The following is a 22,964-nucleotide window of genomic DNA, read 5'->3' as shown; positions in this document are numbered from 1 at the left end:
CGATGAGCGCTTCGCCGGACGTGGCGGTCAGGATCGCCTTGCCGACCGAGGACCAGGAGGTCGCGGCCCTGCGGCGCGCGGTCGTCGCCAAGCTCGCCTACGCCATCGGCAAGGACCCGATCGTGGCCAGCGAGCACGATTGGTTCATGGCCACCGCGCTCACCGTGCGCGACCGGATCGTCGACGCCTGGTTCCCCTCGACGCGGGCCATCTACAACGAGAAGCGCAAGCGGGTTTATTACCTCTCGGTCGAGTTCCTGATCGGGCGGCTGCTCTACGACAGCCTCAACGCGCTGGGCCTGGTCGAGACCATGCGCCAGGCGCTGGCCGAGCTCGGCGTGGACCTGGAGGGCCTGCGCGGCATCGAGCCCGACGCGGCGCTGGGCAACGGCGGCCTGGGGCGGCTGGCCGCCTGCTTCATGGAAAGCATGGCGACGCTTGGCATCGCCGCCTACGGCTACGGCATCCGCTACGATCACGGCATGTTCCGCCAGAAGATCAAGGACGGCTGGCAGTCGGAGCTGCCGGAGACCTGGCTCGCTGCGGGCAATCCCTGGGAGTTCGAGCGGCCGGAGGTGCTCTACCACATCGGCTTCGGCGGCTCCGTCGAGGCCAAGGAGGGCGCCGAGGGCAAGGTGAGCCAGCACTGGCTGCCGGCCGAAACCGTCGAGGCCCTGGCCTACGACACGGCGATGGTGGGCTGGCGCGGCAAGCACGTGAACACGCTCAGGCTGTGGTCGGCGCGCGCGCCCGATCCGCTGCGCCTCGATGCTTTCAACCGCGGCGACCACCTGGGCGCGCTGGCTTCGCAATCGCGCGCGGCGACCATCTCGCAGGTGCTCTACCCGGCCGACGACAGCCCGCAGGGCCAGGAGCTTCGGCTGCGCCAGGAGTACTTCTTCTCTTCCGCCGCCCTGCAGGACATCCTGCACCGGCACATCCGCCAGCACGGCGAGCTGGCCAACCTGCACGAGCAGGTCGCCATCCAGCTCAACGACACCCATCCGGCGATCGCCATCCCCGAGCTGATGCGGCTCCTGGTCGACGTGCACGCGATGGATTGGGACGAGGCCTGGGCGATCACCGTCCGGACCTTCAGCTACACCAACCACACCCTGTTGCCCGAGGCGCTGGAGCATTGGGCCGTGCCCTTGATGGAACGCATGCTGCCCCGGCACATGCAGATCATCTACCTGATCAACGCGCGTCACCTGGACGAGCTGAAGGCGGCCGGCAAGGTCTCCGAGAGCGAGGTCGGCGCCGTCTCCCTGATCGACGAATCCGGGCCCAGGCAGGTGCGCATGGGCTGGCTGAGCTTCGTGGGCTCGCACAAGGTCAACGGGGTCTCGGCGCTGCACACCGAACTGATGCGCAAGACGGTGTTCTCGGCGCTCAACCGCGTCTATCCGGACCGCATCGTCAACAAGACCAACGGCATCACCTTCCGGCGCTGGCTGATGGAGGCCAATCCGGGGCTCACCGCGCTGCTGGTCGAGACGGTGGGCGAGAAGGTGCTCGACGACACCTCCGTGCTGGCCAACTTCGCCAGGTACGCCGACGACGCCGCCGTCCAGGATCGCTTCCGCGCCATCCGCCGCGCCCACAAGGTCAAGCTCGCGGGCTACATCCACCGCCACCTGGACGTGAAGGTCGATCCCGACGCGGTGTTCGACACCCAGATCAAACGCATCCACGAGTACAAGCGCCAGCTGCTCAACATCCTGGAGACCGTGGCGCTCTACGACGCCATGCGCGCCCAGCCGACCCGCAACTGGACGCCGCGCGTGAAGATCTTCGCCGGCAAGGCCGCGGCCAGCTATCACAACGCCAAGCTGGTCATAAAGCTGATCAGCGACGTGGCGCAGACGGTCAACGACGACCCCACCCTGCGCGGCCTGCTGAAAGTCGTCTTCCTGCCCAACTACAACGTCTCGCTGGCCGAGGCGGTGATCCCGGCCTCGGACCTCTCCGAGCAGATCTCCACCGCCGGCATGGAGGCCTCCGGCACCGGCAACATGAAGCTGGCGCTGAACGGCGCGCTGACCATCGGCACCCTCGACGGCGCCAATGTGGAGATCAAGGAGCGGGTCGGCGACGACAACATCTTCATCTTCGGCCTGACCGCGCAGGAGGTGGAGCAGCGCCGCCGCGAAGGTTTCGGGACCGAGCAGATCGTCGCCCGCTCGCCGGCCCTGCAGCAGGTGCTGGCGCAGGTGGGCGAAGGGGCGTTCTCGCCGAGTGCGCCGGGCCTTTACAGGGAGCTGCTCGACGGACTGATGCTGCACGACCACTTCCTGGTGCTGGGCGATTTCGAAGCCTACGCGGCCACGCAGCGCGAGGTCGCCGACCGCTGGCGCGATCCCAAGGCCTGGTGGCGCTCGGCGATCCTCAACACGGCGCACATGGGCTTCTTCTCCTCCGACCGGTCGATCCGGGAATACGCCGAGGAGATCTGGAACATCCCGGTGATCGAGACTTGAGCGCGGCGTCGGCCCCCGACTGGCGTCTGTCGGACGGCGACGTCGCGGCGATCGTCGAGGGCCGATGCTCAGACCCCTTCGCGGTGCTGGGACCGCATGAGGCGCAGGGCGGCCTTGCGATCCGCGCCTTCGCGCCGGGCGCCGAGCGGCTGGAGGCGCGTGCGCCAGACGGCTCCGCGCTGGCGGCGCTCCAGCTTCGCCACCCCCTCGGCCTGTTCGAGGGCTTTGCGCCGCGCGGGCGCCGGGCGCCCTACCGGCTGCACGCGGCCAACGCCGCGGCCGAGTGGAGCTTCGACGACCCCTACCGGTTCGGTCCGGTGCTGGGGCCGCTCGACGACCACCTCCTGGTGGAGGGCCAGCACCGGCGGCTGTGGGAGCGACTGGGCGCGCATGTCCTGAAGCACGAGGGCGCCGCCGGCGTCCATTTCGCGGTCTGGGCGCCGCACGCGCAGCGGGTCTCCGTGGTCGGCGACTTCAACCAGTGGGACGGCCGGCGTTCGCAGATGCGCAAGCGTATCGACAGCGGGGTGTGGGAGATCTTCGTCCCCGAGCTCGGCGAAGGCTGCTGCTACAAGTACGAGATCATCGGGCCGAAGGGCGAGCTGCTGCCGCTGAAGGCCGATCCCTTCGGCGCCTCGGCCGAGCTGCGGCCCGCCACCGCCTCGCGCGTCGCCAGGGTCGACGATCTCGCCTGGACGGACGCCGCCTATCTCGAAGCCCATCGGGCGCCTGGCGCCTGGAGCCGGCCGATCTCGATCTACGAGGCCCACCTCGGCTCCTGGCGGCGGACTCCGGACGGCGGGTTCCTCAGCTACGACCAGCTTGCCGAATCCTTGATCCCCTACGCCGCCGGGCTCGGCTTCACCCACCTGGAACTGATGCCGGTCGCGGAGCATCCGCTGGACGCGTCCTGGGGCTACCAGCCGGTCGGGCTCTATGCGCCGACGCGCCGGTTCGGCGACCCGGACGGCTTCGCCCGCTTCGTCGACGCCGCCCACCGGGCCGGGCTCGGCGTGATCCTCGACTGGCCCGCGGCGCACTTCCCGACCGACGCCCACGGCCTCTACCGCTTCGACGGGACGCCGCTCTACGAGGACGCCGATGCGCGGCGCGGATTCCACCCGGACTGGAACACCGCGATCTTCGATTTCGGCCGCCGCGAGGTGATGAACTTCCTCCTGGCCAACGCGCTCTACTGGCTGGAGGTGTTCCATGTGGATGGCCTCCGCGTCGATGCGGTCGCCTCCATGCTCTACCTCGACTATTCGCGCCGGCCGGGCGAGTGGGCCCCCAATGTCCGCGGCGGCCGGGAGAACCTCGAGGCCGAGGCCTTCCTCAAGGCCCTGAACACCGTCGTCCATGGCGCCCACCCGGGGGCCCTGATGATCGCCGAGGAGTCCACCACCTGGCCGGGCGTTTCGCGGCCGGTCGACGAGGGCGGCCTGGGCTTCGGCTTCAAGTGGAACATGGGCTGGATGAACGACACCCTGGCGTACGTCTCCAAGGATCCGGTCTATCGCCGTCATCACCACCGCCAGCTCACCTTCGGCCTGGTCTACGCCTTCTCGGAGAACTTCGTGCTGCCGCTCAGCCACGACGAGGTGGTGCACGGCAAGGGCTCGATCCTCGCGCGCATGCCGGGCGACGACTGGCGCAAGTTCGCCAATGCGCGGGCCTACTACGGCTTCATGTGGGGCTATCCGGGCAAGAAGCTCATGTTCATGGGCCAGGAGTTCGGCCAGCGGGCGGAGTGGAACTTCAACCAGGGGCTCGATTGGGAGCTCTTGCAACATGCGTCGCACCAGGGCCTGCAGCGGGCGGTGGGCGACCTCAACCGGCTCTATCGCGAGACGCCGGCGCTGCACGCCCGCGACTGCGAGGCCGAGGGCTTCCGCTGGATCGTGGTCGACGACGAGGCCCAGTCGGTCGTGGCCTGGCTGCGCTTCGGCGCGCCCGGCGATCCGCCGGTGGCGGTGGTCTGCAACTTCACGCCGGAGCCGCGCTCGCCCTACCGCATCGGCCTGCCGCACGCCGGCTGGTGGCGGGAGGTGTTCAACTCCGACGCCGGGGTCTATGGCGGATCAGGCCTTGGCAACCTCGGCGGGACCCACGCCCATGAGACGCCCTCGCACGGCTATCCCGCCAGCGCGGAGATCGTGCTTCCGCCGCTCGCCACCGTCTATTTCCGGTATGAGCCCGATGGTCCGAACGCCTGAGGATTCGGGCGGCGGGCGAGGCGCGCCATGAGCGAGCTCGCCGCCCCGCCCGCCGTCAGCTCGACGCTGTCGCGCCAGGCGATGGCCTATGTGCTGGCCGGCGGCCGCGGCTCGCGGCTGCTGGAGATGACCGACGTGCGCGCCAAGCCCGCGGTCTATTTCGGCGGCAAGTTCCGGATCATCGACTTCGCGCTCTCCAACGCGCTGAACTCCGGCATCCGGCGGATCGCGGTCGCCACGCAGTACCGCGCCCACAGCCTGATCCGCCACATGCAGCGCGGCTGGAACTTCTTCCGCCCCGAGCGCAACGAGACCTTCGACATCCTGCCGGCCAGCCAGCGGGTCTCCGACCAGTGGTACCAGGGCACGGCCGACGCGGTGTTCCAGAACTGCGATATCATCACGGCCTACGACACCCGCTTCATCGTCGTGCTGGCCGGCGACCACATCTACAAGATGGACTACGAGCTCATGCTCCAGCAGCACGTCGAGCAGGGCGCCGACGTCACCGTGGGCTGCCTCGAGGTGCCGCGCATGGAGGCGACCGGCTTCGGCGTGATGGCGGTCGACGAGCACGACCGGATCCTCGATTTCGTGGAGAAGCCGGCCGATCCGCCGCCGATGCCCGGACACCCCGACCTGGCGCTGGCCAGCATGGGCATCTACGTGTTCGATACCGGCTATTTGATGGACGTGCTGGCCCGAGACGCCGCCGATCCGACCTCGGCCCACGACTTCGGCCGCGACATCATCCCCAGGCTGGTGAAGGAGGCCAAGGCGGTCGCCCACCCGTTCGGCCGCTCGGCGATCCGGCCTTCGCCCGAGGCGCCGCCCTACTGGCGCGACGTGGGCACCATCGACAGCTACTTCGCCGCCAACGTCGACCTCACCGAAGTGGTGCCCGACCTCGACCTCTACGACCACTCCTGGCCGATCTGGACCTACAGCGAGATGAACGCGCCGGCGAAGTTCGTGCACGACGAGCAGGGCCGCCGCGGCGGCGCCACCTCCTCGCTGGTGGCCGGCGGCTGCGTCATTTCCGGCTCGACGATCTGGCGCTCGCTGCTGTTCAGCCGGGTCAGGATCAACTCCTACTCCCAGGTCGAGCTGGGCGTGATCATGCCCGACGTCACCATCGGCCGGCGGGTGCGGCTGCGCAACGTGATCGTCGACCGCGGGGTGGCGATCCCCGAGGGGCTGGTGGTCGGCGAGGACCCGGAGGAGGACGCCCGGCGCTTCCGGCGCTCGGAGGGCGGCGTCTGCCTGATCACCCAGAAGATGATCGAGCGGCTGAGCAACGCGTGAGCCGCATCGAGGTCCTGGCGGTCGCATCCGAACTGTTTCCGCTCGTCAAGACGGGCGGACTGGCCGACGTCGCGGGCGCGCTGCCCAAGGCCCTCAGCCCGCTGGACGTGCGGGTGCGCACGCTGATCCCGGGCTACCCCGCCGTGCTGGCCGCGATCGAGGGAGGCCGCACGGTGCGCGAGCTGCCGGACTGGTTCGGCGGCCCCGCCAGGCTGGTCGCGGCCAAGGCGGCCGGGCTCGAGCTCTTCGTGCTGGTCGCGCCGCACCTCTACCGCCGCGACGGCGGCCCCTACGCCGACGCCGCCGGGCGCGACTTCGCCGACAACGCGGTCCGCTTCGCCGCCCTTTCGCGCATGGCCGCGAGCCTCGCCCAGGGGCTCAGCCCGCGCTACCGCCCCGACGTCGTGCACATCCACGACTGGCAGACGGGGCTGACGGCGGCCTACCTCACCTACGACGGCGGCCCGCGGCCGGGCGTCGTCTGCACGATCCACAACCTTGCGTTCCAGGGCCAGTTCGACCGCGCCCTGCTGCCGGCGCTGGGCCTGCCGGCGGGCTCGTTCACGCCGGACGGCGTCGAATACTATGGCGCGATCGGCTTCCTGAAGGCCGGGGTCAGGCTGGCCGACCGGATCACCACCGTCTCGCCGACCTATGCGACCGAGATCTGCACGCCGCAGGGCGGCATGGGCATGGACGGGCTGCTGCGCGGCCGCGCCGACCGGCTCTGCGGCATCCTCAACGCGGTCGACACCGGGGTCTGGGACCCGGCGGCCGACCCGCTGATCGCGGTGCGCTACACGGCCGAGGCCCTGCCGGCGCGCGCCGCCGACAAGCTCGCCCTGCAGCAGCGCCTGGGCCTCGCCCCCGATGCGAAGGCGCCCTTGTTCGGCGTGATCAGCCGGCTCTCCTGGCAGAAGGGCCTCGACCTGCTGCTGCAGGCGATCCCGGCGCTCGCGGCCGAGGGCGGCCAGCTCGCCCTGCTCGGCTCCGGCGAGGCCGGCCTGGAGGCGAGTCTCCTCGCCGCCACGCGGCGGCACCCCGGACGGGTGGCTTGCGAGTTCGCCTATGACGAAGCCCTGGCCCACCAGATCCAGGCGGGCGCCGACGCCATCGTCGTGCCCTCGCGCTTCGAGCCCTGCGGGCTGACCCAGCTCTGCGCGCTGCGCTACGGCGCCGTGCCGGTGGTCGCCCGGGTCGGCGGACTGGTGGACACGGTGATCGACGCGACGCCCATGGCGCTCTCGGCCGGCGCGGCCACCGGCGTGCAGTTCGCCCCCGTCGAGGCGGCCGCGCTGGAGATCGCGCTCCGGCGCACCATCGGGCTCTACCGCAAGCCGCGGACCTGGCGGAAGCTGCAGCTCGCCGGCATGGCCACCGACGTCTCCTGGGCCAAGCCCGCCCGGGCCTACGCCGCGCTGTTCGCCGGCCTCGTCCGCGAGCGCGGAGGCTAGTCGGTGAAGCTCGGGCGCCTCACGGCCGGATCGCCGGAGCCCCTGGGAGTCACGCCGGCGCCCGGCGGGATCAACATCGCCGTCCCATCCGCTACGGCGAGCGCCATCGATCTCTGCCTGTTCGACAGCGACGGCCGCGAACATCGCATCCGCCTGGCCGAGCGCACCGGCGAGGTGTTCCACGGCCATCTCGAGGGCGTGCGGGCCGGCGCCCGCTACGGGCTTCGCGCCCACGGCCCGTTCGATCCGGCGCGCGGCCTGCGCTTCGATGCGACGAAGCTGCTGGTCGATCCCTATGCGCGGGCGCTCGATGCGCCGTTCAGGCTGCACCCGGCCCTGTTCACGCCGCCTGAGGCGGGGGTCGATAGCGCCGCCTTCGTCCCCAAGGCCCTCATCGGCGCCCCGGCCGCCCGACCGGCCAGGACGCCGCTGACGGTTCCTTGGGACCGGACCGTGATCTACGAGGCCCACGTCCGCGGCCTCACCAAGCTGCATCCCAAGGTCCCAGATGCGATCCGCGGGACCTTCGCCGCCCTCGCCCACCCGGCGGTGATCGAGCACCTGGCGCGACTGGGCGTGACCACCCTGGAGCTGATGCCGGCCGCCGCCTGGATCGACGAGCGCCAACTGCCGCCGCTCGGGCTCGCCAACTACTGGGGCTACAATCCGATCGCCTTCTGCGCGCCCGACCTCAGGCTCGCTCCCGGCGGCTGGGCCGAGGTGCGCGCCGCGGTCGAGGCGCTGAACAAGGCCGGGATCGAGGTCATCCAGGACGTGGTGTTCAACCACACGGGCGAGGGCGACGACCTCGGCCCCACCCTGTCCCTGAAGGGCCTGGACAATCCGGGCTACTACCGCCTGGACCCTGCCGACCCGGGCCGGTACCGCAACGAGGCCGGCACCGGGAACACGCTCGCCTGCGATGCGCCGCAGACCGTGCGGCTGGTGATGGATGCGCTGCGGACCTGGGCGCGGCTCGGCGGGGTGTCAGGCTTCCGCTTCGATCTCGCCACCGTGCTCGGCCGCCGCGGCGAGGGCTTCGATCCGGCCGCGCCGCTCATCGCCGCGATCACGCAGGATCCCGAGCTCCGCGCGCTGAAGCTGATCGCCGAGCCGTGGGACCTTGGTCCCCGCGGCCACCAGCTCGGCCGCTTCCCGGCCGCGTTCGGCGAGTGGAACGACCATTTCCGCGACACCGTCCGCCGGTTCTGGGGCGGCCACGGCGCCTCGCGCGGCGAGCTCGCCGCCCGGCTCGCGGGCTCGCAGGACGCCTTCGGGGCGAAGCGGCGGCCGTCGCGCAGCGTCAACTTCGTCACCGCCCACGACGGCTTCACGCTCGCCGACCTCGTCAGCTACGCGGCCAAGCACAATCAGGCGAACGGCGAGGCCAACCGCGACGGGACCGACGCCAACTGGTCCTGGAATCACGGCGTCGAGGGGCTGAACGAGGATCCGTCGGTCAAGGCGAACCGTCTCGCCGACCAGCGGGCGCTGCTGGCGCTCACCGTGCTGGCGCGTGGGACGCCGATGCTCGCCATGGGCGCCGAGCTCGGCCACTCCCAAGACGGCAACAACAACGCCTACGCGCAGGACAACGCGACGAGCTGGATCGACTGGGCCGCGGCCGACGCGGACCTCGCCGGCTTCGTGGGACGGCTGGTCCAGGCGCGGGCCGCGCATCCGGCGCTACGCCACGACGGCTTCCTGACCGGCGAGGCGGCGGCGGGCCCGTTCCACGACGTGGTCTGGGGCGACGCCCTGGGCGAGGGCCTGACCGCCGCCGGGTGGGACGATCCAGACGGGCCGGTCCTGCAGATGGTGCTGAGCGCGCCGGACGGCGACGGCCTCGACCGCGTGGCGCTGATCCTCAACCGCGGGGAAGCGGCGGTGGAAGCCCGCCTGCCGGAGCTGCGGGCGCGCGGCGGCTGGCGGATCATCCTCGACAGCGCCGATCCGGGGCGGCAGGGCGAGGCCGCGGGCGAGACGCTGCCGCTTGCGCCCCGCTCGGTGCTCCTGCTCGCCGAGGCGATCGACCCGCGCCGCAAGCCCCGCCGCGCCGATGACGGCCTGGTCGCCCGCGTCGCCGGGGCGGCCGGCATCGCGCCGAGCTGGTGGGGCCTCGACCGCAGGGAGCGTCCCGTCACGCCGCAGACCCAGCGCGCGCTGCTGGCGGCGATGGGGTTCCCGGCCGGGGGCCTCGACGAGGCGCGCGACAGCCTGTGGCGCCTGGCCGCGCCCGGCCGCGCCGCGCTGCCCGCGGGTCAGGTCGTGCGGGTCGGCGAGGCGGCCGCGATCGAGGTCCGCGCGCCGGAGCGCTGGCTGACGCTGACCGAGCAGACCGGGGAGGTCCGCCGGCTGCCGGTCGAAGACGGCCAGGTGCGGCTGCCAGAGCTGCCGCCCGGCCGCTACGCGCTGCGTCTCGATAGCGCCGAGGGCGCGCTGATCGTCGCGCCGCAGGCCGCGTTCGAGCCCGTGAGCCTGGCGGGCGGCGCGCGGCTGTTCGGACTTTCCGCCCAGCTCTACGCCCTCCGCCGCGAGGGCGATCAGGGCGTCGGCGACCTCGCCACGCTCGCCGCCTTCGCCGAGACCGCGGCGCGCGCGGGCGCGAGCCTGGTGGCGATCAACCCGCTGCACATGCTGTTCCCGGGCGATCGCACGCGCGCCAGCCCCTACCACCCCTCCGACCGCCGATTCCTCGATCCGATCTACCTCGACCTGGCGGCCCTGGGCGCCGGCGCCCCCGCCCGCTCCGCGGCCGAGCTGATCGATTATCCCGCGGTCTGGACCGCGAAGGCGCAGGCGCTGGAGGCCGCGCTCGCCGGCGGGGCGGAACCGGAGGGCTTCGAGGCGCTCGTGCGGGATGGCGGGCCGGCGCTCGCCCGCTTCGCCCTCTTCCAGGCCATCGCCGAGACCCGTCCCGGCCAACCCTGGCCGGCCTGGCCCGCCGGCCTGCGCGATCCGGAGAGCCGCGAGAGCGCCCGCTTTGCGAGGGCGCACGCGGCTCGGATCCGTTTCCACCAGCGCCTGCAGTTCGAGGCCGAGCGCCAGCTCGCCGCCGCCGCCGGCCGCGCGCCGGGGGTCGGCCTCTGCCGCGACCTGGCCGTGGGGGCGGCGGGCGACGGGGCGGAGGTCTGGGCGGACCCGGCGCGCTGGGCGCGAGGAGCCTCGATCGGCGCGCCGCCGGACGCCTTCGCGCCGCAGGGCCAGGTCTGGGCGCTGCCGCCGCCGATCCCCCAGGCCCGGGCGGCCGAGGGCTACCTGGGCTTCGCCGAGCTGCTGGGCGCCAACATGCGCCACGCCGGCGCGCTCAGGATCGACCACATCCTGGGCCTGCAGCGGCTGTTCTGGGTACCCGACGGCGCCGAGGGCTCGGACGGGGCCTACGTGAGCTACCCGCTCGACGACCTGCTGGGCGTGCTCGCCCTGGAGAGCGTCCGCGCCGGCTGCCTGGTGATCGGCGAGGACCTCGGCACCGTGCCGGAGGGCCTGCGCGCGCGGCTGGCCGAGGCGCGCGTCTATGGCTACAGCGTGCTGCCGTTCGAGCGCGACGGCGAGGCGTTCCGGCCGCCCGGCGCCTATCGCCGCAAGGCGCTCGCCTGCGCCGCCACCCACGACCTGCCGCCGCTCGCCGGCTGGTGGGCGGGCGCGGACCTCGCCGAGCGCGCGGCGCTGGGCCTGCTGACGTCGGAGGACCTGACGTCCGCCCAGGCCGGGCGGCGCGCCGAGAAGGCCGCCCTGATCGAGGCCATGGGCGCCGCGGGCCTGGCCGGCCCCTGGGTTGCGGACGGTCCCTACACCGCGGACCTCGCCGCGGCCCTGCACGGCTTCCTGGCGATGGCCGAGAGCCAGCTCGTCGTCATCCAGGCTGAGGATCTCGCGGGCGAGGTCGTCGCCCAGAACGTGCCCGGCACCGACCGCGAGCGGGCCAACTGGCGCCGCCGGATCGCCACGCCGCTGGAGGCGTTGGGCGGCGCCCCGCTCGCCCGCCGGATCCTCGAGGCGGTGCGGGCGGCGCGGCCCGTCGGCTGATCGCCGAATCGCCCGCTGGACAGAGACGCGCCGGGGGCGTTGGAATATCACCGTCCTGGCTCGCCGCTCCACGGTCGAGCCTGTCGCTCCGGTCTCCCCCTGCCTGGAGATTGCGCCATGTCCCTCGACCATCTGACGGAAAGCCGCCGCGCCCCCTCCTTTGGCTCGGCCCCGCCGCCCAGCCGCCCGGACTCACGCCTGCTGGCCGTGGGCGTCGGCGTCGGCGAAGCGACCGTGACCGGCGCCGCGAGATACGTCTCCCGTCCCGAGCAGCTCGCCCTGCTCAAGCCCGGCGAGATCCTGATGGCGGAGGCGACCGGTCCCGCCTGGGACGCCGCCCTGGCCCGCGCGGCCGCGATCGTCGTCAACGACGGCGGCCCCATGTGCCACGCCGCGGCGATGGCCCGGAAGCTCGACATCCCGGCGGTGATCGCCGCCGGCGGGGGCGCCTCGCCGCTGTGGACCGGCGCGACGGTCACCGTGGCCGTGGGCGAGGATCGGATTGGACGGCTCTATCAGGAGCTCTCGCCCGCCGGCGCCCGTGAGCGGTCCTGGCCGGCCCCCGAGCGGGCTTAGCCCACACCCGCACCGTTTCGCGCCGTTCGCGCCAGGCAGGATCACGGAGCCCGCCCGCGATGCTGAATCCCGGCCTCGACCCGTCCGGATTACCAAACTCAGCCCTCGAAGCGGGGGCCGCGGGCGGCGGGCTGTTGCCAGGGCCCGGCGCCCGCTGATAGGGCTTGGCGCGACAGCAGAGCCGACCCATTACCCGCCTCCGCCGCGCCTTGCGCGCGTACGGCCGCTTGCGGCCACAGCGAACTGTCGAGACCTCACATGGCCCTGGAAATCGTGCGCCGCCCCGCCGGCGCCGACTGCACGTCGATCCTCGCCGAACTGCCGCAGTGGTTCGGACTTCCCGACTCGAACGCCGCCTACGCGGAGCATGCCGAGCGCGAGCGCGCCTGGGTGGCCCAGGAGGCTGGCGAGACGCTTGGCCTGATGACCCTGGTCGACCACGGCTTCTCCGCCGTCGAGATCCACCTGCTCGCGGTCCGTCCCCATGCCCACCGGCGCGGCGTCGGCCGGGCGCTGGTCAGGCGGGCGTGTTCCGTCGCAAGGGGATTGGGAAAGCCCTATGTCACCGTGAAGACGCGAGGGCCGTCGCTGCCCTACGAACCCTACGATCGGACCCGGGCCTTCTACCAGGCCGTGGGGTTTGAGGCCCTGGAAGAGCTGACGGAGATCTGGGGACCCGAAAACCCTTGCCTCATCATGATCCTGCGCGTGCCGCAGGAGTCCACGCCCTAGACTAGCCCACCACCCGCACCGTTTCGCGCCGTTCGTGACGGCGCCGCCACGCCTCCGGCGCCTCGGACGGGCCGAAGCGGCGCTCGATGTCCTTCTGCAGGGCGCGGGCGGCCATGAAGTGGCCGCGAAACAGGGTGTCCATGGCCCAGCCGATGATCGGGACCTCGGCCATGGCGCTGTTGGCGGTGAGGTAGAGGCCCATGCGGACCAGGGTGAAGGTCGAGGCGCGGCCCAGGACGGCGGCGTAGATCAGCACCCCGCCCGCGCCCACGCTGTAGAGCACGTTGGCCCCCGGAACCCAGGCCAGCACCCCGTCGAGCCCGAGGCCGAACGGGCCCATGGGGATCAGGTCGTCGGAGAGCCGCTTCACCCGCTCGGCGATGCGCCAGGCGCGGTGCGCGGTCTCGCGGTCCGTCTCGATCATGGGTTCAAGACCTCCAGCGACGCCCTCGCCTGCTGACATAGGCACGCCCGCGGCGCACGCCAGCGCGGCCGTGGGAGCGCAGCATCGCTTGCCGTGAGAGATCGCCGGTCGATAAGGTGCCTGCCAGGTTCGGGGGCTCCGGGGACCGCGTGTCCGACGTCTTCATCTCCTACGCCCGCTCCACCGAGCGCGAGGCGAAGCGGGTCGCAGACGCCCTGCGCGCGCTGGGCTACGGCGTCTGGCGCGACGACGAGCTACCGGCCCACAGGTCCTTCGCCGACGTGATCGAGGAGCGGCTCAAGAAGGCGAAGGCCGTCGTCGTTCTCTGGTCGAAGGAGGCGGCGCAATCGGAATGGGTGCAGTCGGAGGCCGACCGCGCCCGGGCCGAGCGCAAGCTGGTGCAGCTCACCCTGGACGGTGCGCCCCTGCCCATGCCGTTCGACCGCATCCAGTGCGCAAACCTCGTCGGCTGGAGCGGGGACCTCGCATCGCCGGGCTGGATCAAGGTCGCGGCCAGCGTCGCCGAGCTGATCGGCGCGCCGGCCGCCCCGGCCGCGGCGGCGCCTTCGCACGCCCAGCGCGCGCCGGCTGGGCGCGCCGAGCCGCTGCTGGCGGTGCTGGCCTTCGACAACCTCTCGGGCGATCCGGAGATGGCCTACTTTTCCGATGGCGTGTCGGAGGAGATCCAGGAGACCGTGGCCAAGGGCGCCCAGCTGAAGGTGATCGGGCGGGCTTCCAGCTTCCAGTTCCGCGGCGCCGACAAGGCCGCGGCCCGAGTCGGGGCGGAACTCGGCGCCAGCCACGTCCTCGACGGTTCGGTCCGGCGCAGCGGCCCGCGCGTGCGCATCTCGGCGCAGCTCGTCGAGTGCGCCGGATCCACCACCCTGTGGTCGGACCGGTTCGACCGCGAGCTCACCGACATCTTCGAGCTGCAGGACGAGATCGCCGCGGCCGTAGCGGCGGCGCTGAAGAAGGCATTCGCGCCGCCTTCGCAGGCGCAGACCATCGATCCGGCGGCATACGATCTCTACCTCAGGGCCCGCGAGCACAAGTTCACCTCGGAGCTCGCGGCCGGCGCCGGCCTCGATGCGGGCGATCCGAGCCAGGCGGTCCCGCTCTACGAACAAGCCGTGGCGCTCGCCCCGGCGTTCGCCTCGGCCTGGGCGGGGCTGGCGATCGCCCGCGTCTACCAGATCATCTACGGACAGGGCGAAGGCCCCTACGAGGCGCTGCACGCCGGAGTGGCGGAGGCGGCCAGCACCGCGCTTCGCCTGGATCCCGCATGCGGGACGGCCTACGTGGCACTCAGCCTGCTGGAGCCGCCGGGCTGCTATCTCCAGCGCGCGGCACTGCTCGACAAGGCGCTCTCGGCGTCGCCGAACGACACCGGCATCATCGCCGAAGTCGGCCGCCTGGCCTTCATCGTCGGCCGGCACCGGGAGTCGCTGGCCCGCGCCCGAGTGACCTACGCCGCCAATCCGCTCGTTTTGCCGGCGGCCTACGCGCTCGCCACCCAGACGGGGGCCTTCGGCTTCTACGAGGAATCCAAGGGCTTGTTCGACGCCTTCAGGGCGCGATGGCCGACCAATTCCGGGCTCAACATCATGGCGCTGAACACGGCCGCCTGGAACGCGGACTGGGATCGCTTCGAGGCTTTGGTGAAGTCGATCCAGGAGGTCGGGCTGGACGGACCGCAGATCACTTGGGCGATCCGCACCGGGCGCGCCCTGCGGCACGGCGACGAGGAGACGGTCGCCTCCCTGAGCCGAGGCCTTCGCAGCCAGGTGGCCCGGACCGGGACCGTGCGCCTGGATTCGCTGTTCGCCGCCAGCGAGCTCGGCCTCACCGACGAAGCCTTCCAGGCCGCCGAGGCGGCCTCCTTCGCGCACATATTCGAGCCGCAGGGGCCGCTGCTGGCCAACGGCTGGTCGCCGGGGCTGCTGTTCATGGGCCATCCCAACCGCGCCATGATCCAGGACGCGCGCTTCGTCGGCCTCTGCGCCAGGCTGGGGCTCGGCGACTATTGGGTGGAATCCGGCAAATGGCCCGATTGCGCCGACGACGTCGCCTACGACTTCAGGGCCGAGGCGAGGCGTCTGGCGGGCGGGCGGTAGAGGGGCGTCTCCTCTCCCGGGAGAGGAGCAGGGTTGCGTCACCCCCAGAGCTCGGACGGCGGGGGCTCGATGAGCGAGCCGAGCACGGAAAGCCCCGGGTCGCGGTCGCGGGCGAGCAGCAGCGGGCCGTCGAGGTCGACGAAGGCTGCGCCCTGCGCCGGGATCAGCGCCGGGGCGATGCCCAGCGAGGTGGCCACCATCGAGCCCACCATGAGCTGAAGCCCCAGCGCCCGGGCCTCGGCGGCGAGCGCCAGGGCCTCGGTGAGCCCGCCGGCCTTGTCGAGCTTGACGTTGACCGCCGCATAGCGCCGCGCGCAGCGGGCGAGCTCGGCGCGGGTGTGCAGGCTCTCGTCGGCGCAGAGCGGCACAGGGCTCGCATAGCCCTCGAGCGCCGCATCCTCGGCGGCCGGCAGCGGCTGCTCCAGCAGCTTGACGTCCAGGCGCGCGAGCTCGGGCGCGAGGCGGCGGAGCTCCTCGAATCCCAGCGCCTCGTTGGCGTCGACGATCAGCCGGGTGCGCGGGGCGGCCGCACGCACCTGGGCCACCGCCGCCAGGTCGTCCGCCGCGCCGATCTTCAGCTTCAGCATCGGACGGCGCGCCTCGCGCCGCGCCGCCTCGGCCATTTCGGCAGGCGGTCCCAGGCTGATCGTGAGGCAGGTCTTCACCGGGTCCAGCCGGGCGCGGCCGGCGAGCGTCCAGGCGCGCACCCCCGCCCGCTTGGCCTCCAGGTCCCAGAGCGCGCAGTCCAACGCATTGCGCGCCGCGCCGGCCGGCAGGAGCCCGTGCAGCGCCCGTCGGTCCGCGCCATCCGCCACTGCGGCCCGCACGGCCTCGATCTGGCCCAGCACCCCTTCGACGCTCTCGCCGTAGCGGGCGTAGGGCGCAGCCTCGCCACGGCCCCGGTGCGGCGCATCGGCGATCTCGACGACCACCACCTCGGCCTCGGTCTTCGCGCCGCGGGAGATCACGAACGGCTCGCGCAGCGGCCAGCGCTCGGCGCGGGCGAAGAGCCGGAGCATCGCCGGGACCTAGGCCGGATCCCCCGCCGCCGCGTCGAGCAGCAGATAGAGGCGCCCCGCAGGCTCGGCCAGGGTGCTCGCCGTCAGGAACCCCTCCGGGTCGCGCACCGTGGCATCCTGGATCAGGGTCTGGTAGCGGCGGACGAAGGTCTGGGCGTTGCGGCGCAGCTTGTCGTCGCCGGCCATGCGGCGGGCGATGCGGCGCGCGGCGGTGGGCGCGAGGCGCTTGACCACCTGGCGGGCGCCGTCGTGGTCGCCGGTCTGCACCGCCGCGGCGATCTCGTCGATGCGCGCCTTGGGCAGAAGCGTCTCCGGCTCGATGCCGAGCCGGGCCAGCTCGGCGCCCAGCAGGTCCTGCAGCCGCTCGCCCTCGGCCTCCGCCCCGTCGATCGAGGCCAGCAGGTCCTTCCAGGTCCAGGCCTCGCCCTCGGCGGCTTCGGGCTCGGCGTCCGGCGGGCCGCCGGCGGCCTCGAACACCTGGCTGAACTCGGCGTCGGTCGCCGTGGGCGTGAGTTTGAGGCGCGGGCGCAGGCCCAGCGTCTCGGCGAGCTGGCCGGCTTGGGCCGGGCCGGTCGCGGCCGGCTCCATGAGGTCGTCGAGCGCCAGGTCGGGCTCGGGCTCCCCGGCCGGCGGCGGCGGCGCGGCTGGCGCGGCGCGCGTCGGACGGGCCGAGCTCCTGGCGGGGGCGAGCGGCGCCGGGGGCTCGCGCGGCGGCGCAGGCCGGGGGGGCGGCGCAGGCGCGACGGCCGCGGCCGTTCCCATCAGCCGCACCGCCTCGCTCAGCATCTCGAAGTTGCGGCGCACCCGCTCCTGGAAGGCGAGATCGATGGCCTGGGCTTCCTCGGCGGTGCGGCGGGCGGCGGTCATCAGGTCGTCCATGCCGTTCAGCACCGCGGCGCGCACCTCCTCGGACTGCGCCCGGGCGCTGGCCGGCAGGCCCTGGGCGCGCGCCTCGACCTCGGCCAGCAGGGCGCCGAGCTCCTCCAGCGACGCGCGCGCGGCGGCGGCCCCGTCGGCCAGCTTCCGGGCGGTGGCGGCGCCTGCCTCCTCGACCATCCGGGAGGACTGCTCGATCAGCGCCCGCGCCTCCTCCAGACGCGCCTCGAACACCTGATTCGCCTTCTGGCCGGCCGCAAAGGCGGCTTCCGAGAGCTGGTCCACCTGTTCGCGCGCGGCGGCGGCGTGCCGGGCGGCGGCGTCGCGGGTCTCCTCGGCCGCCCTGGCGAGCGCCTCGATGGCGGCCCGGGTCTGGGATTCCAGCTGGAGACTCTGCTCGGCGGCGGCGCCGGACACGGCCTCCAGGGACTCCAGGGTCGATCGCCCGAACGCCTCGCGCTCGGCGCCCGCCCGTTCGGCCAGCTCTCGGAACTGCAGGGCCGCCTCGGCGATGAGCTGCTTCAGCGCCTCGCCGCCCTTGGCCGCCCGGTCGCTCATCTCCATGGCCGAGAGCCTCGCCTGGCCGATGAACTCGCTGAGCTTTTCGGCATGGGCCTGGGCCTGTTCGCCGAAGCCCTGCTGGTCCTCGCGAAGCGCCGCGGCGAGCGTGGCGAGCGCCGCCCGCTGTTCGCCGAGCCCGCCTTCCACCGCCTTGACCTGCTCGGCGACGCCTGCGCCCGCCGTCTCCAGCCGGGCGATGTGGCGGGTGAGGTCCTCGCCGGCGGTCCGCGCGGCGCCGCTCGCCTCGGCGGCCGCAGCGGCGAGGTCGGCCGCGCGGGCGGAGAGCTGGGCGTCGGCTTCGCGCAGCTGGGCGTCGGCCAGCTGGGCGGCCTCGGCCACCATCCGCGCCTTGTCCTTGATCCCGTCGGCGACCCGGGCGGCCTGGGCGTCCAGGGCCGCCGAGAGCTCGCCCATCTCGCGGCGCTCGTGGCCGAGCTCGCCGGCGAGGTCGCGGGCGGTGCGCGCCGACTGCCCGGTGGTCTCGGCGAGCTGCTGGGTCTCGAGCGCCAGGGCCTCGCGCAGCGCCTGCAGGGTCTCACGGGCCTCGTCCGCGGCCTGGCCGGCGCGGACGATCTCCTCGCGCACGCCCTGCGCCACCTCGCCGGCTCGCGCTGCGGCGATCAGCGCCGGGCTCAGCATCTCCTCGGCCATCGCCTTGGCCCGCCGGCTCTCGGCGGCGAGCTTCTGGCCCTGGCGGATCATGTAGGCCGCGCCCCAGACCAGCACCGCCGGGCCAATGGCCAGGAGCGCGAAGACGGCGAGCGCGAACGGCTCGAACTGCAGCGGCGCCACGTGGTTGCGGTAGCCCAGCGCAAAGGCGATCGGGGCCAGCGCCCAGAGCCCCGAGATGGCCAGCGCCGCGAGGTAGATGGGCCAGCCGGCGGGCGGCGCATAGGCCTGCGCCGCGGCCGGCGCGGCGGGCGTCGGCTCGGGGCTGCGCACCGGCATGTGCGGAGAGACGGCGGCGATCGGCGCGGTCTGCGGCGGCGGCTCGAGCGGCGCAGCGGGGGCGCTCGCCAGCGCCTCGATGACCGGCGGCTCGGCCGTCTCGGCCGCGGCCGCCTGCGGCGCCGGAGTCGCCCCGAAATCCATCGGCGGACGTCGCCTATCGATCGTCATACGCGCCCTTCCACGACGTGCGCGCGTCGCCGGGGCGCGGCCGCCCCCGCTCGCGCCGCTCCTTCTGGAGACCAAACCTAGTACAGATCAGGCGCGCAAACACCCGCCGTGCGCAAGGCGGCGGCGCGGAATGTCGCGGCGGCGAACGCCCCGGTCAGGTCTTCTCGACGTGGGGATGGGCCCGCGCTTCGGGACAGTCGTTGATCTTTTGCGGCGCGGGCTTGCTGCGGGCCACCACCCGCTCGGCGGGCGGTGGGGCCTGCTCCAGGTGCATCGGCTCCAGCACCAGGCCGAAGTGCGACAGCGCAGCCGCGGAGGACTGCACCACGACCGAGGCGACGATTCCGGTCAATGTCGACACCGCAGCCTCCCGTGCCCGTGCGAATCCGGCGACCGCCGTTATACGGCAAGCCTGGCCGAGCGGCGACGGAGCGCTGCGTGAATTTTTCGCAATGTTCGGGGCGCGGGTTTCAGGATTTCGAGGCGGCGGGCGCCGCGGGCGGTGCGATGCTGGCGGGTTTCGCCGCCGGCTCAGCCGGCTTCTGCCCCGCGGGCTCGACCGGCGCCGGCCCGTCCTTGCTGGTGTCGATGTAGAGCGAGTCCTTCCTGGAGCAGGCGCCCGCCAGGGCCAGCACCAAGAGGCTCGCCCAAAGGATCCGCCCCCGCATCCCTCAAGCTCCGTCCCGTCGCCTAAACTCTAGCAGAAATCCCGCGGCGCGCCACCGGCACGCGCCAGCTCGTGGGGTCGAGGAAGCCCAGGAAATGCGCCGGCCCGATCACCCGCACGCCGGCCGCCGCCTGCTCGGGCGCGATCTCGGCCCTGAGCTTGGCCATCTGCGTCCAGTGCTGCTTGGGCCGGTAGTGGTGCTCGGCGTGGTAGCCGTTGTTGAGGAAGAGGGCGTTGTAGAGCGGCGCATAGGTGGAGACGCCGGTCGCCAGCGGGTTCGCAGGCTCCGCGCCGAGATGCTCGTAATAGGCGATCAGGAACGAGAGCGACTGGCCGAGATAGTAGAAGGGCGCCAACACCAGGACGAAGTCCCAGCGCAGCACGAGCAGCACGGCGTAGACCCCGACCATGGTCCAGAACTCGGTGAGCGCCCGTTTCGCCTCGGCCGGCCGCTTGGCCCCGATCTCGCGCGCCACGGTGAACGGGTCGTCGTCGCGCCAGAAGCCCATGAAGACGTAGGACAGCATCGGCTCGGCCCGGCCGCCCGCGCCGTGGCGGTAGATGGAGATCGGATCGATCGTCCGGCCGGCTTCGTCGGGGCGGTCGGAGTTGCCCGCGTGGTGGCGCATGTGGACGTAGGCGTACATGGTCTGCGGCACGCCGTTCTCCAGCGTCAGCGCCAACTCGGTGATCCGGTTGGCGAGCCTGGAGGTGAAGAACGGGTTGTGGATGAAGTTGTGGCTGACCGAGTCCTGGTTCCAGCCGATCGCGAAGGCGTAGAGCCCCGCCCCCGCCAGCCGCGCCCCCCAGGACATCTGCGGCCAGGCCAGGAAGAAGGCGACCAGCAGGCCGAGGTGGACGTAGACCAGCGCCGCCGGGATCGCGTCCCAGGCCGAGTAGCGGAAGACCCGCCCGCCCGCCTTGCGCCTCGCCCCTGATCCGCCGGCCGCCATGGCGCTGCGATCCTAGGCCGCGAACGCCATCGAGACGTTCAAGCCGCCGAACGCGAAGGCGTTGACCAGCGCGTGCCGGGCCTTGATCGGCCTGACCTGGCCGACCACCACGTCCACGCCGTCGCACTCCGGATCGGGCGCATTGTAGTTCAGCACCGGCGGGGCGAGCCCGGCCGCCAGCGCCTTCAGCGCGATCACCGCCTGCAGGGCGGCCGAGCCGCCGATCAGGTGGCCGTGGGCGCTCTTGGTGGCGATCACCGGCAGGGCCCGGGCGCGCTCGCCGAACACCTCGACCAGCGCCTGGGTCTCGGCGGCGTCATTGAGCGGCGTGCCGGTGCCGTGGGCGGAGACCAGGATGTCGCCGCGCTCCAGGGCGGCGGCCTGCGCGGCCGCCTGGCGCATGGCGCGGGCCTGCCCCTCGGGCGAGGGCTGGGTGATGTGGAAGGCGTCGGAGGACATGCCCCAGCCGACCAGCTCGCCCAGGATGGCGGCGCCGCGGGCCTCGGCGTGCTCCAGGGCTTCGATCACCAGAACCGCGCCGCCTTCGCCCAGCACCATGCCGTCGCGGTCGGCGCAGAAGGGGCGGCAGGTGGTGGGCGACATCGCGCGGATCGCCTCCCAGGCGCGGACGCAGCCTGCCGTCGAGATCGCCTCGCTGCCGCCGACGAGGGCGGCGTCCACCTGGCCGGCCGCGATCATGGCGGCGCCCTGGGCGATGGCGTGGGCGGAGGAGGCGCAGGCGCTGGAGGTGGCGAACACCGGCCCGCGGACCCCGAAGGCCATGGCGGCCGCGCTCACGCCCGCGCTGACCATCACCTTGGGAACGGTGGAGGGGTGCAACCGCGGCGATTTCAGGCCGAAGAACCGCTCGTAACCGACCTCCAGGGTGGCCAGGCCGCCCAACCCGTGGCCGAAGACGATCGCCGTGCGCTCGTCCAGCACCGGATGCCCCTCCAGGCCCGATCCCCGCAGGGCTTCCACCGCCGGCGCCAGCGCGAACCGGGCGAAGGGATCGAGGCCGGCCGAGACCGGACGCCCAAGCGCGGCGTCGAGCTGCGCGTCGAGGCCCTCGGGAACCCGCGCCATCGGCAGCTCCAGCCCGCCCGGCCCATAGGGAGACTCGCCCATGACACAGCGCGCGATGCCGCCGCGGCCGGCGACCACCGCCTGCCAGTTCTCCTCGAACGAGGTCCCCAGGGCCGAAACGGCGCCCAGGCCCGTCACCACGATGCGTTTCACGGGGTCGTCTCTTGTCAGGCCGCGGCTTCGGCCCTGGCTTTCAGCTTGTCCATCAGCTGGCCCAGGGTCTTGCAGTCGGTCAATTCGCTTTCTTCCACGACGATACCGAACCGCTCTTCGACCTCGAAGAGGACGCTGATCACATCGAGGGAGGCGATGCCGAGGTCCTCCAGCGCCGCGTCGCGGTTCAGGGTGGCCCGGTCGACCAAGGCCTCCTTGGCGATCACATCGAAGAGTTCGTCGTCGCTGGGGACTCTGGTTGGCATTCCGCCTCGTTTCCAAATACTAGCCGTCGCAGACCGACCCTGAGCGGAGGACGTCGCCGGACCGCCTCAGCCTCAACCCCCAGGGGGCGAGCGTCAAGCATGCCGGCATTACCCCGCTGCCGGTCGGGGCGAGGCGGCGTCATCACGATCGGGGCGTTCGGCGCCGGCGACATTCAGGCGGCGTGCTTCAAGGTGGGGTCGGCGGCGAACAATGGCGCGAACAGCTGCATCGCGCCGTTCACGACGGTGTTGCGGTGGCGGAAGTAGATCGATGTCCGCGTCAAACGGCTGCCGAGCCGCAGCTTGTTCTCATAGGCCGCCTGCCCGGACTGATAGCATTTCAGCCCACGCTCCAGGCATAGGCCGACGTTGGTGAACCAGCTCAGGAAATAGAGGTTCAACGGCCGCCCGCGCTCGGCGTCCATCAGGAAGTACTTGTCGACCAAGGTGGTCTGGTCCTGCAGCAGCAGGTTGGCGGCCAGCAGGTCGTCGCCCAGGTAGTAGAGCACGTAGAAGGCCCGCTGGCCCATCCGCCGCGGCACGCCGGTGAAATAGGCCGCCGTCAGGTGTTCGAAGCTCATCTCTGCGCGGGCGCGGGTCTGGCGGTAGAGCGCCATCAGCTGCTCGGCCACGTCGTCCACCGCCTCGCGGATCTCGACGCGCACCTGGGCGAAGGCACGCAGCTTGCGGCGCATGTCCTTGCGCGCGCTGGCGGTCAGGCGGCCGAGGTATTCCTCACGGCTGGCGAAGTCGATATCCAGCCGGGCGATCGGCAGGCTGGGCATCGGCCGATAGCCGCGGGCGCCGGCCACCTCGTCCCAGATCGGCCTGTCCGGTTCGGGCACATCCTTCAGCGCCAGCAGGCCACAGCGTTCGGCGGCCGCCACCCCCTCGAAGGCCGCGAGCAGCTGGCCCAGCACCGGCGCACGCTCGG

Annotated in this window: 17 protein-coding genes; 8 read left to right on the top strand and 9 right to left on the bottom strand. The window is 72.6% G+C overall.

The window, feature by feature from the left end:
* Positions 1–2: 2 nt before the first annotated feature.
* From VLI41_RS06670 to VLI41_RS06640, 7 genes are all read left to right on the top strand, one after another.
* Positions 3–2,480 carry a glycogen/starch/alpha-glucan phosphorylase gene (locus VLI41_RS06670; protein WP_325267285.1) on the top strand — a complete coding sequence of 826 codons (2,478 nt, stop codon included), beginning with the start codon at positions 3–5 and terminating at the stop codon, positions 2,478–2,480.
* Positions 2,477–4,696, top strand: a complete 2,220-nt coding sequence (gene glgB, locus VLI41_RS06665) for a 1,4-alpha-glucan branching protein GlgB (protein WP_325267284.1) — start codon at positions 2,477–2,479, stop codon at positions 4,694–4,696. Before VLI41_RS06670 ends, glgB begins: the two co-directional genes overlap by 4 nt.
* A gap of 27 nt (positions 4,697–4,723) precedes the next feature.
* On the top strand, positions 4,724–6,001 hold the full coding sequence (glgC, locus tag VLI41_RS06660; protein WP_325267283.1) for a glucose-1-phosphate adenylyltransferase: 1,278 nt from the start codon (positions 4,724–4,726) through the stop codon (positions 5,999–6,001).
* Positions 5,998–7,455, top strand: coding sequence for a glycogen synthase GlgA (gene glgA / locus VLI41_RS06655; protein ID WP_325267282.1), 1,458 nt, complete (start codon positions 5,998–6,000; stop codon positions 7,453–7,455). Before glgC ends, glgA begins: the two co-directional genes overlap by 4 nt.
* A gap of 3 nt (positions 7,456–7,458) precedes the next feature.
* Entirely contained in the window at positions 7,459–11,484 is a 4,026-nt protein-coding gene (glgX, locus tag VLI41_RS06650; protein WP_325267281.1) for a glycogen debranching protein GlgX, read from the top strand.
* Between the two features lie 117 nt (positions 11,485–11,601).
* On the top strand, positions 11,602–12,060 hold the full coding sequence (locus VLI41_RS06645) for a PEP-utilizing enzyme (protein ID WP_325267280.1): 459 nt from the start codon (positions 11,602–11,604) through the stop codon (positions 12,058–12,060).
* Positions 12,061–12,318: 258 nt separating this feature from the next.
* Positions 12,319–12,792 carry a GNAT family N-acetyltransferase gene (locus VLI41_RS06640; RefSeq protein WP_325267279.1) on the top strand — a complete coding sequence of 158 codons (474 nt, stop codon included), beginning with the start codon at positions 12,319–12,321 and terminating at the stop codon, positions 12,790–12,792.
* A 1-nt stretch (position 12,793) separates the two neighbouring features.
* Here the strand turns inward: VLI41_RS06640 and VLI41_RS06635 are convergent, their stop codons facing one another.
* Entirely contained in the window at positions 12,794–13,216 is a 423-nt protein-coding gene (locus VLI41_RS06635) for a DUF4112 domain-containing protein (protein ID WP_325267278.1), read from the bottom strand.
* Positions 13,217–13,365: 149 nt separating this feature from the next.
* Here VLI41_RS06635 and VLI41_RS06630 point away from each other — a divergent pair, with 149 nt between their 5' ends.
* Positions 13,366–15,330 carry a TIR domain-containing protein gene (locus VLI41_RS06630; RefSeq protein WP_325267277.1) on the top strand — a complete coding sequence of 655 codons (1,965 nt, stop codon included), beginning with the start codon at positions 13,366–13,368 and terminating at the stop codon, positions 15,328–15,330.
* Between the two features lie 38 nt (positions 15,331–15,368).
* Here VLI41_RS06630 and dgcA read toward each other — a convergent pair whose 3' ends face one another.
* The 8 genes from dgcA to VLI41_RS06590 form a co-directional block, all read right to left on the bottom strand.
* Positions 15,369–16,349 (bottom strand): N-acetyl-D-Glu racemase DgcA, encoded by a 981-nt coding sequence (gene dgcA / locus VLI41_RS06625; protein ID WP_325267276.1) that lies wholly within the window; start codon positions 16,347–16,349, stop codon positions 15,369–15,371.
* A gap of 9 nt (positions 16,350–16,358) precedes the next feature.
* Entirely contained in the window at positions 16,359–18,905 is a 2,547-nt protein-coding gene (locus VLI41_RS06620; RefSeq protein WP_325267275.1) for a polar localization protein TipN, read from the bottom strand.
* Positions 18,906–19,059: 154 nt separating this feature from the next.
* Positions 19,060–19,266 (bottom strand): hypothetical protein, encoded by a 207-nt coding sequence (locus tag VLI41_RS06615; RefSeq protein WP_325267274.1) that lies wholly within the window; start codon positions 19,264–19,266, stop codon positions 19,060–19,062.
* A 109-nt stretch (positions 19,267–19,375) separates the two neighbouring features.
* Positions 19,376–19,573, bottom strand: a complete 198-nt coding sequence (locus VLI41_RS06610) for a hypothetical protein (protein ID WP_325267273.1) — start codon at positions 19,571–19,573, stop codon at positions 19,376–19,378.
* Between the two features lie 22 nt (positions 19,574–19,595).
* Positions 19,596–20,525, bottom strand: coding sequence for a fatty acid desaturase (locus VLI41_RS06605; RefSeq protein ID WP_325267272.1), 930 nt, complete (start codon positions 20,523–20,525; stop codon positions 19,596–19,598).
* Positions 20,526–20,537: 12 nt separating this feature from the next.
* On the bottom strand, positions 20,538–21,764 hold the full coding sequence (locus tag VLI41_RS06600; RefSeq protein ID WP_325267271.1) for a beta-ketoacyl-[acyl-carrier-protein] synthase family protein: 1,227 nt from the start codon (positions 21,762–21,764) through the stop codon (positions 20,538–20,540).
* Between the two features lie 14 nt (positions 21,765–21,778).
* Complete coding sequence (locus tag VLI41_RS06595) at positions 21,779–22,030, bottom strand: acyl carrier protein (RefSeq protein ID WP_325267270.1); 252 nt, start codon at positions 22,028–22,030, stop codon at positions 21,779–21,781.
* A 173-nt stretch (positions 22,031–22,203) separates the two neighbouring features.
* A partial coding sequence (locus VLI41_RS06590) for a GNAT family N-acetyltransferase (protein ID WP_325267269.1) occupies positions 22,204–22,964 on the bottom strand: 761 nt, incomplete at its 5' end.

Origin of the sequence: Phenylobacterium sp. (assembly GCF_035475775.1) — a bacterium.
Classification (GTDB): domain Bacteria; phylum Pseudomonadota; class Alphaproteobacteria; order Caulobacterales; family Caulobacteraceae; genus Phenylobacterium.
This window is presented reverse-complemented; position numbering and strand designations above follow the sequence as displayed.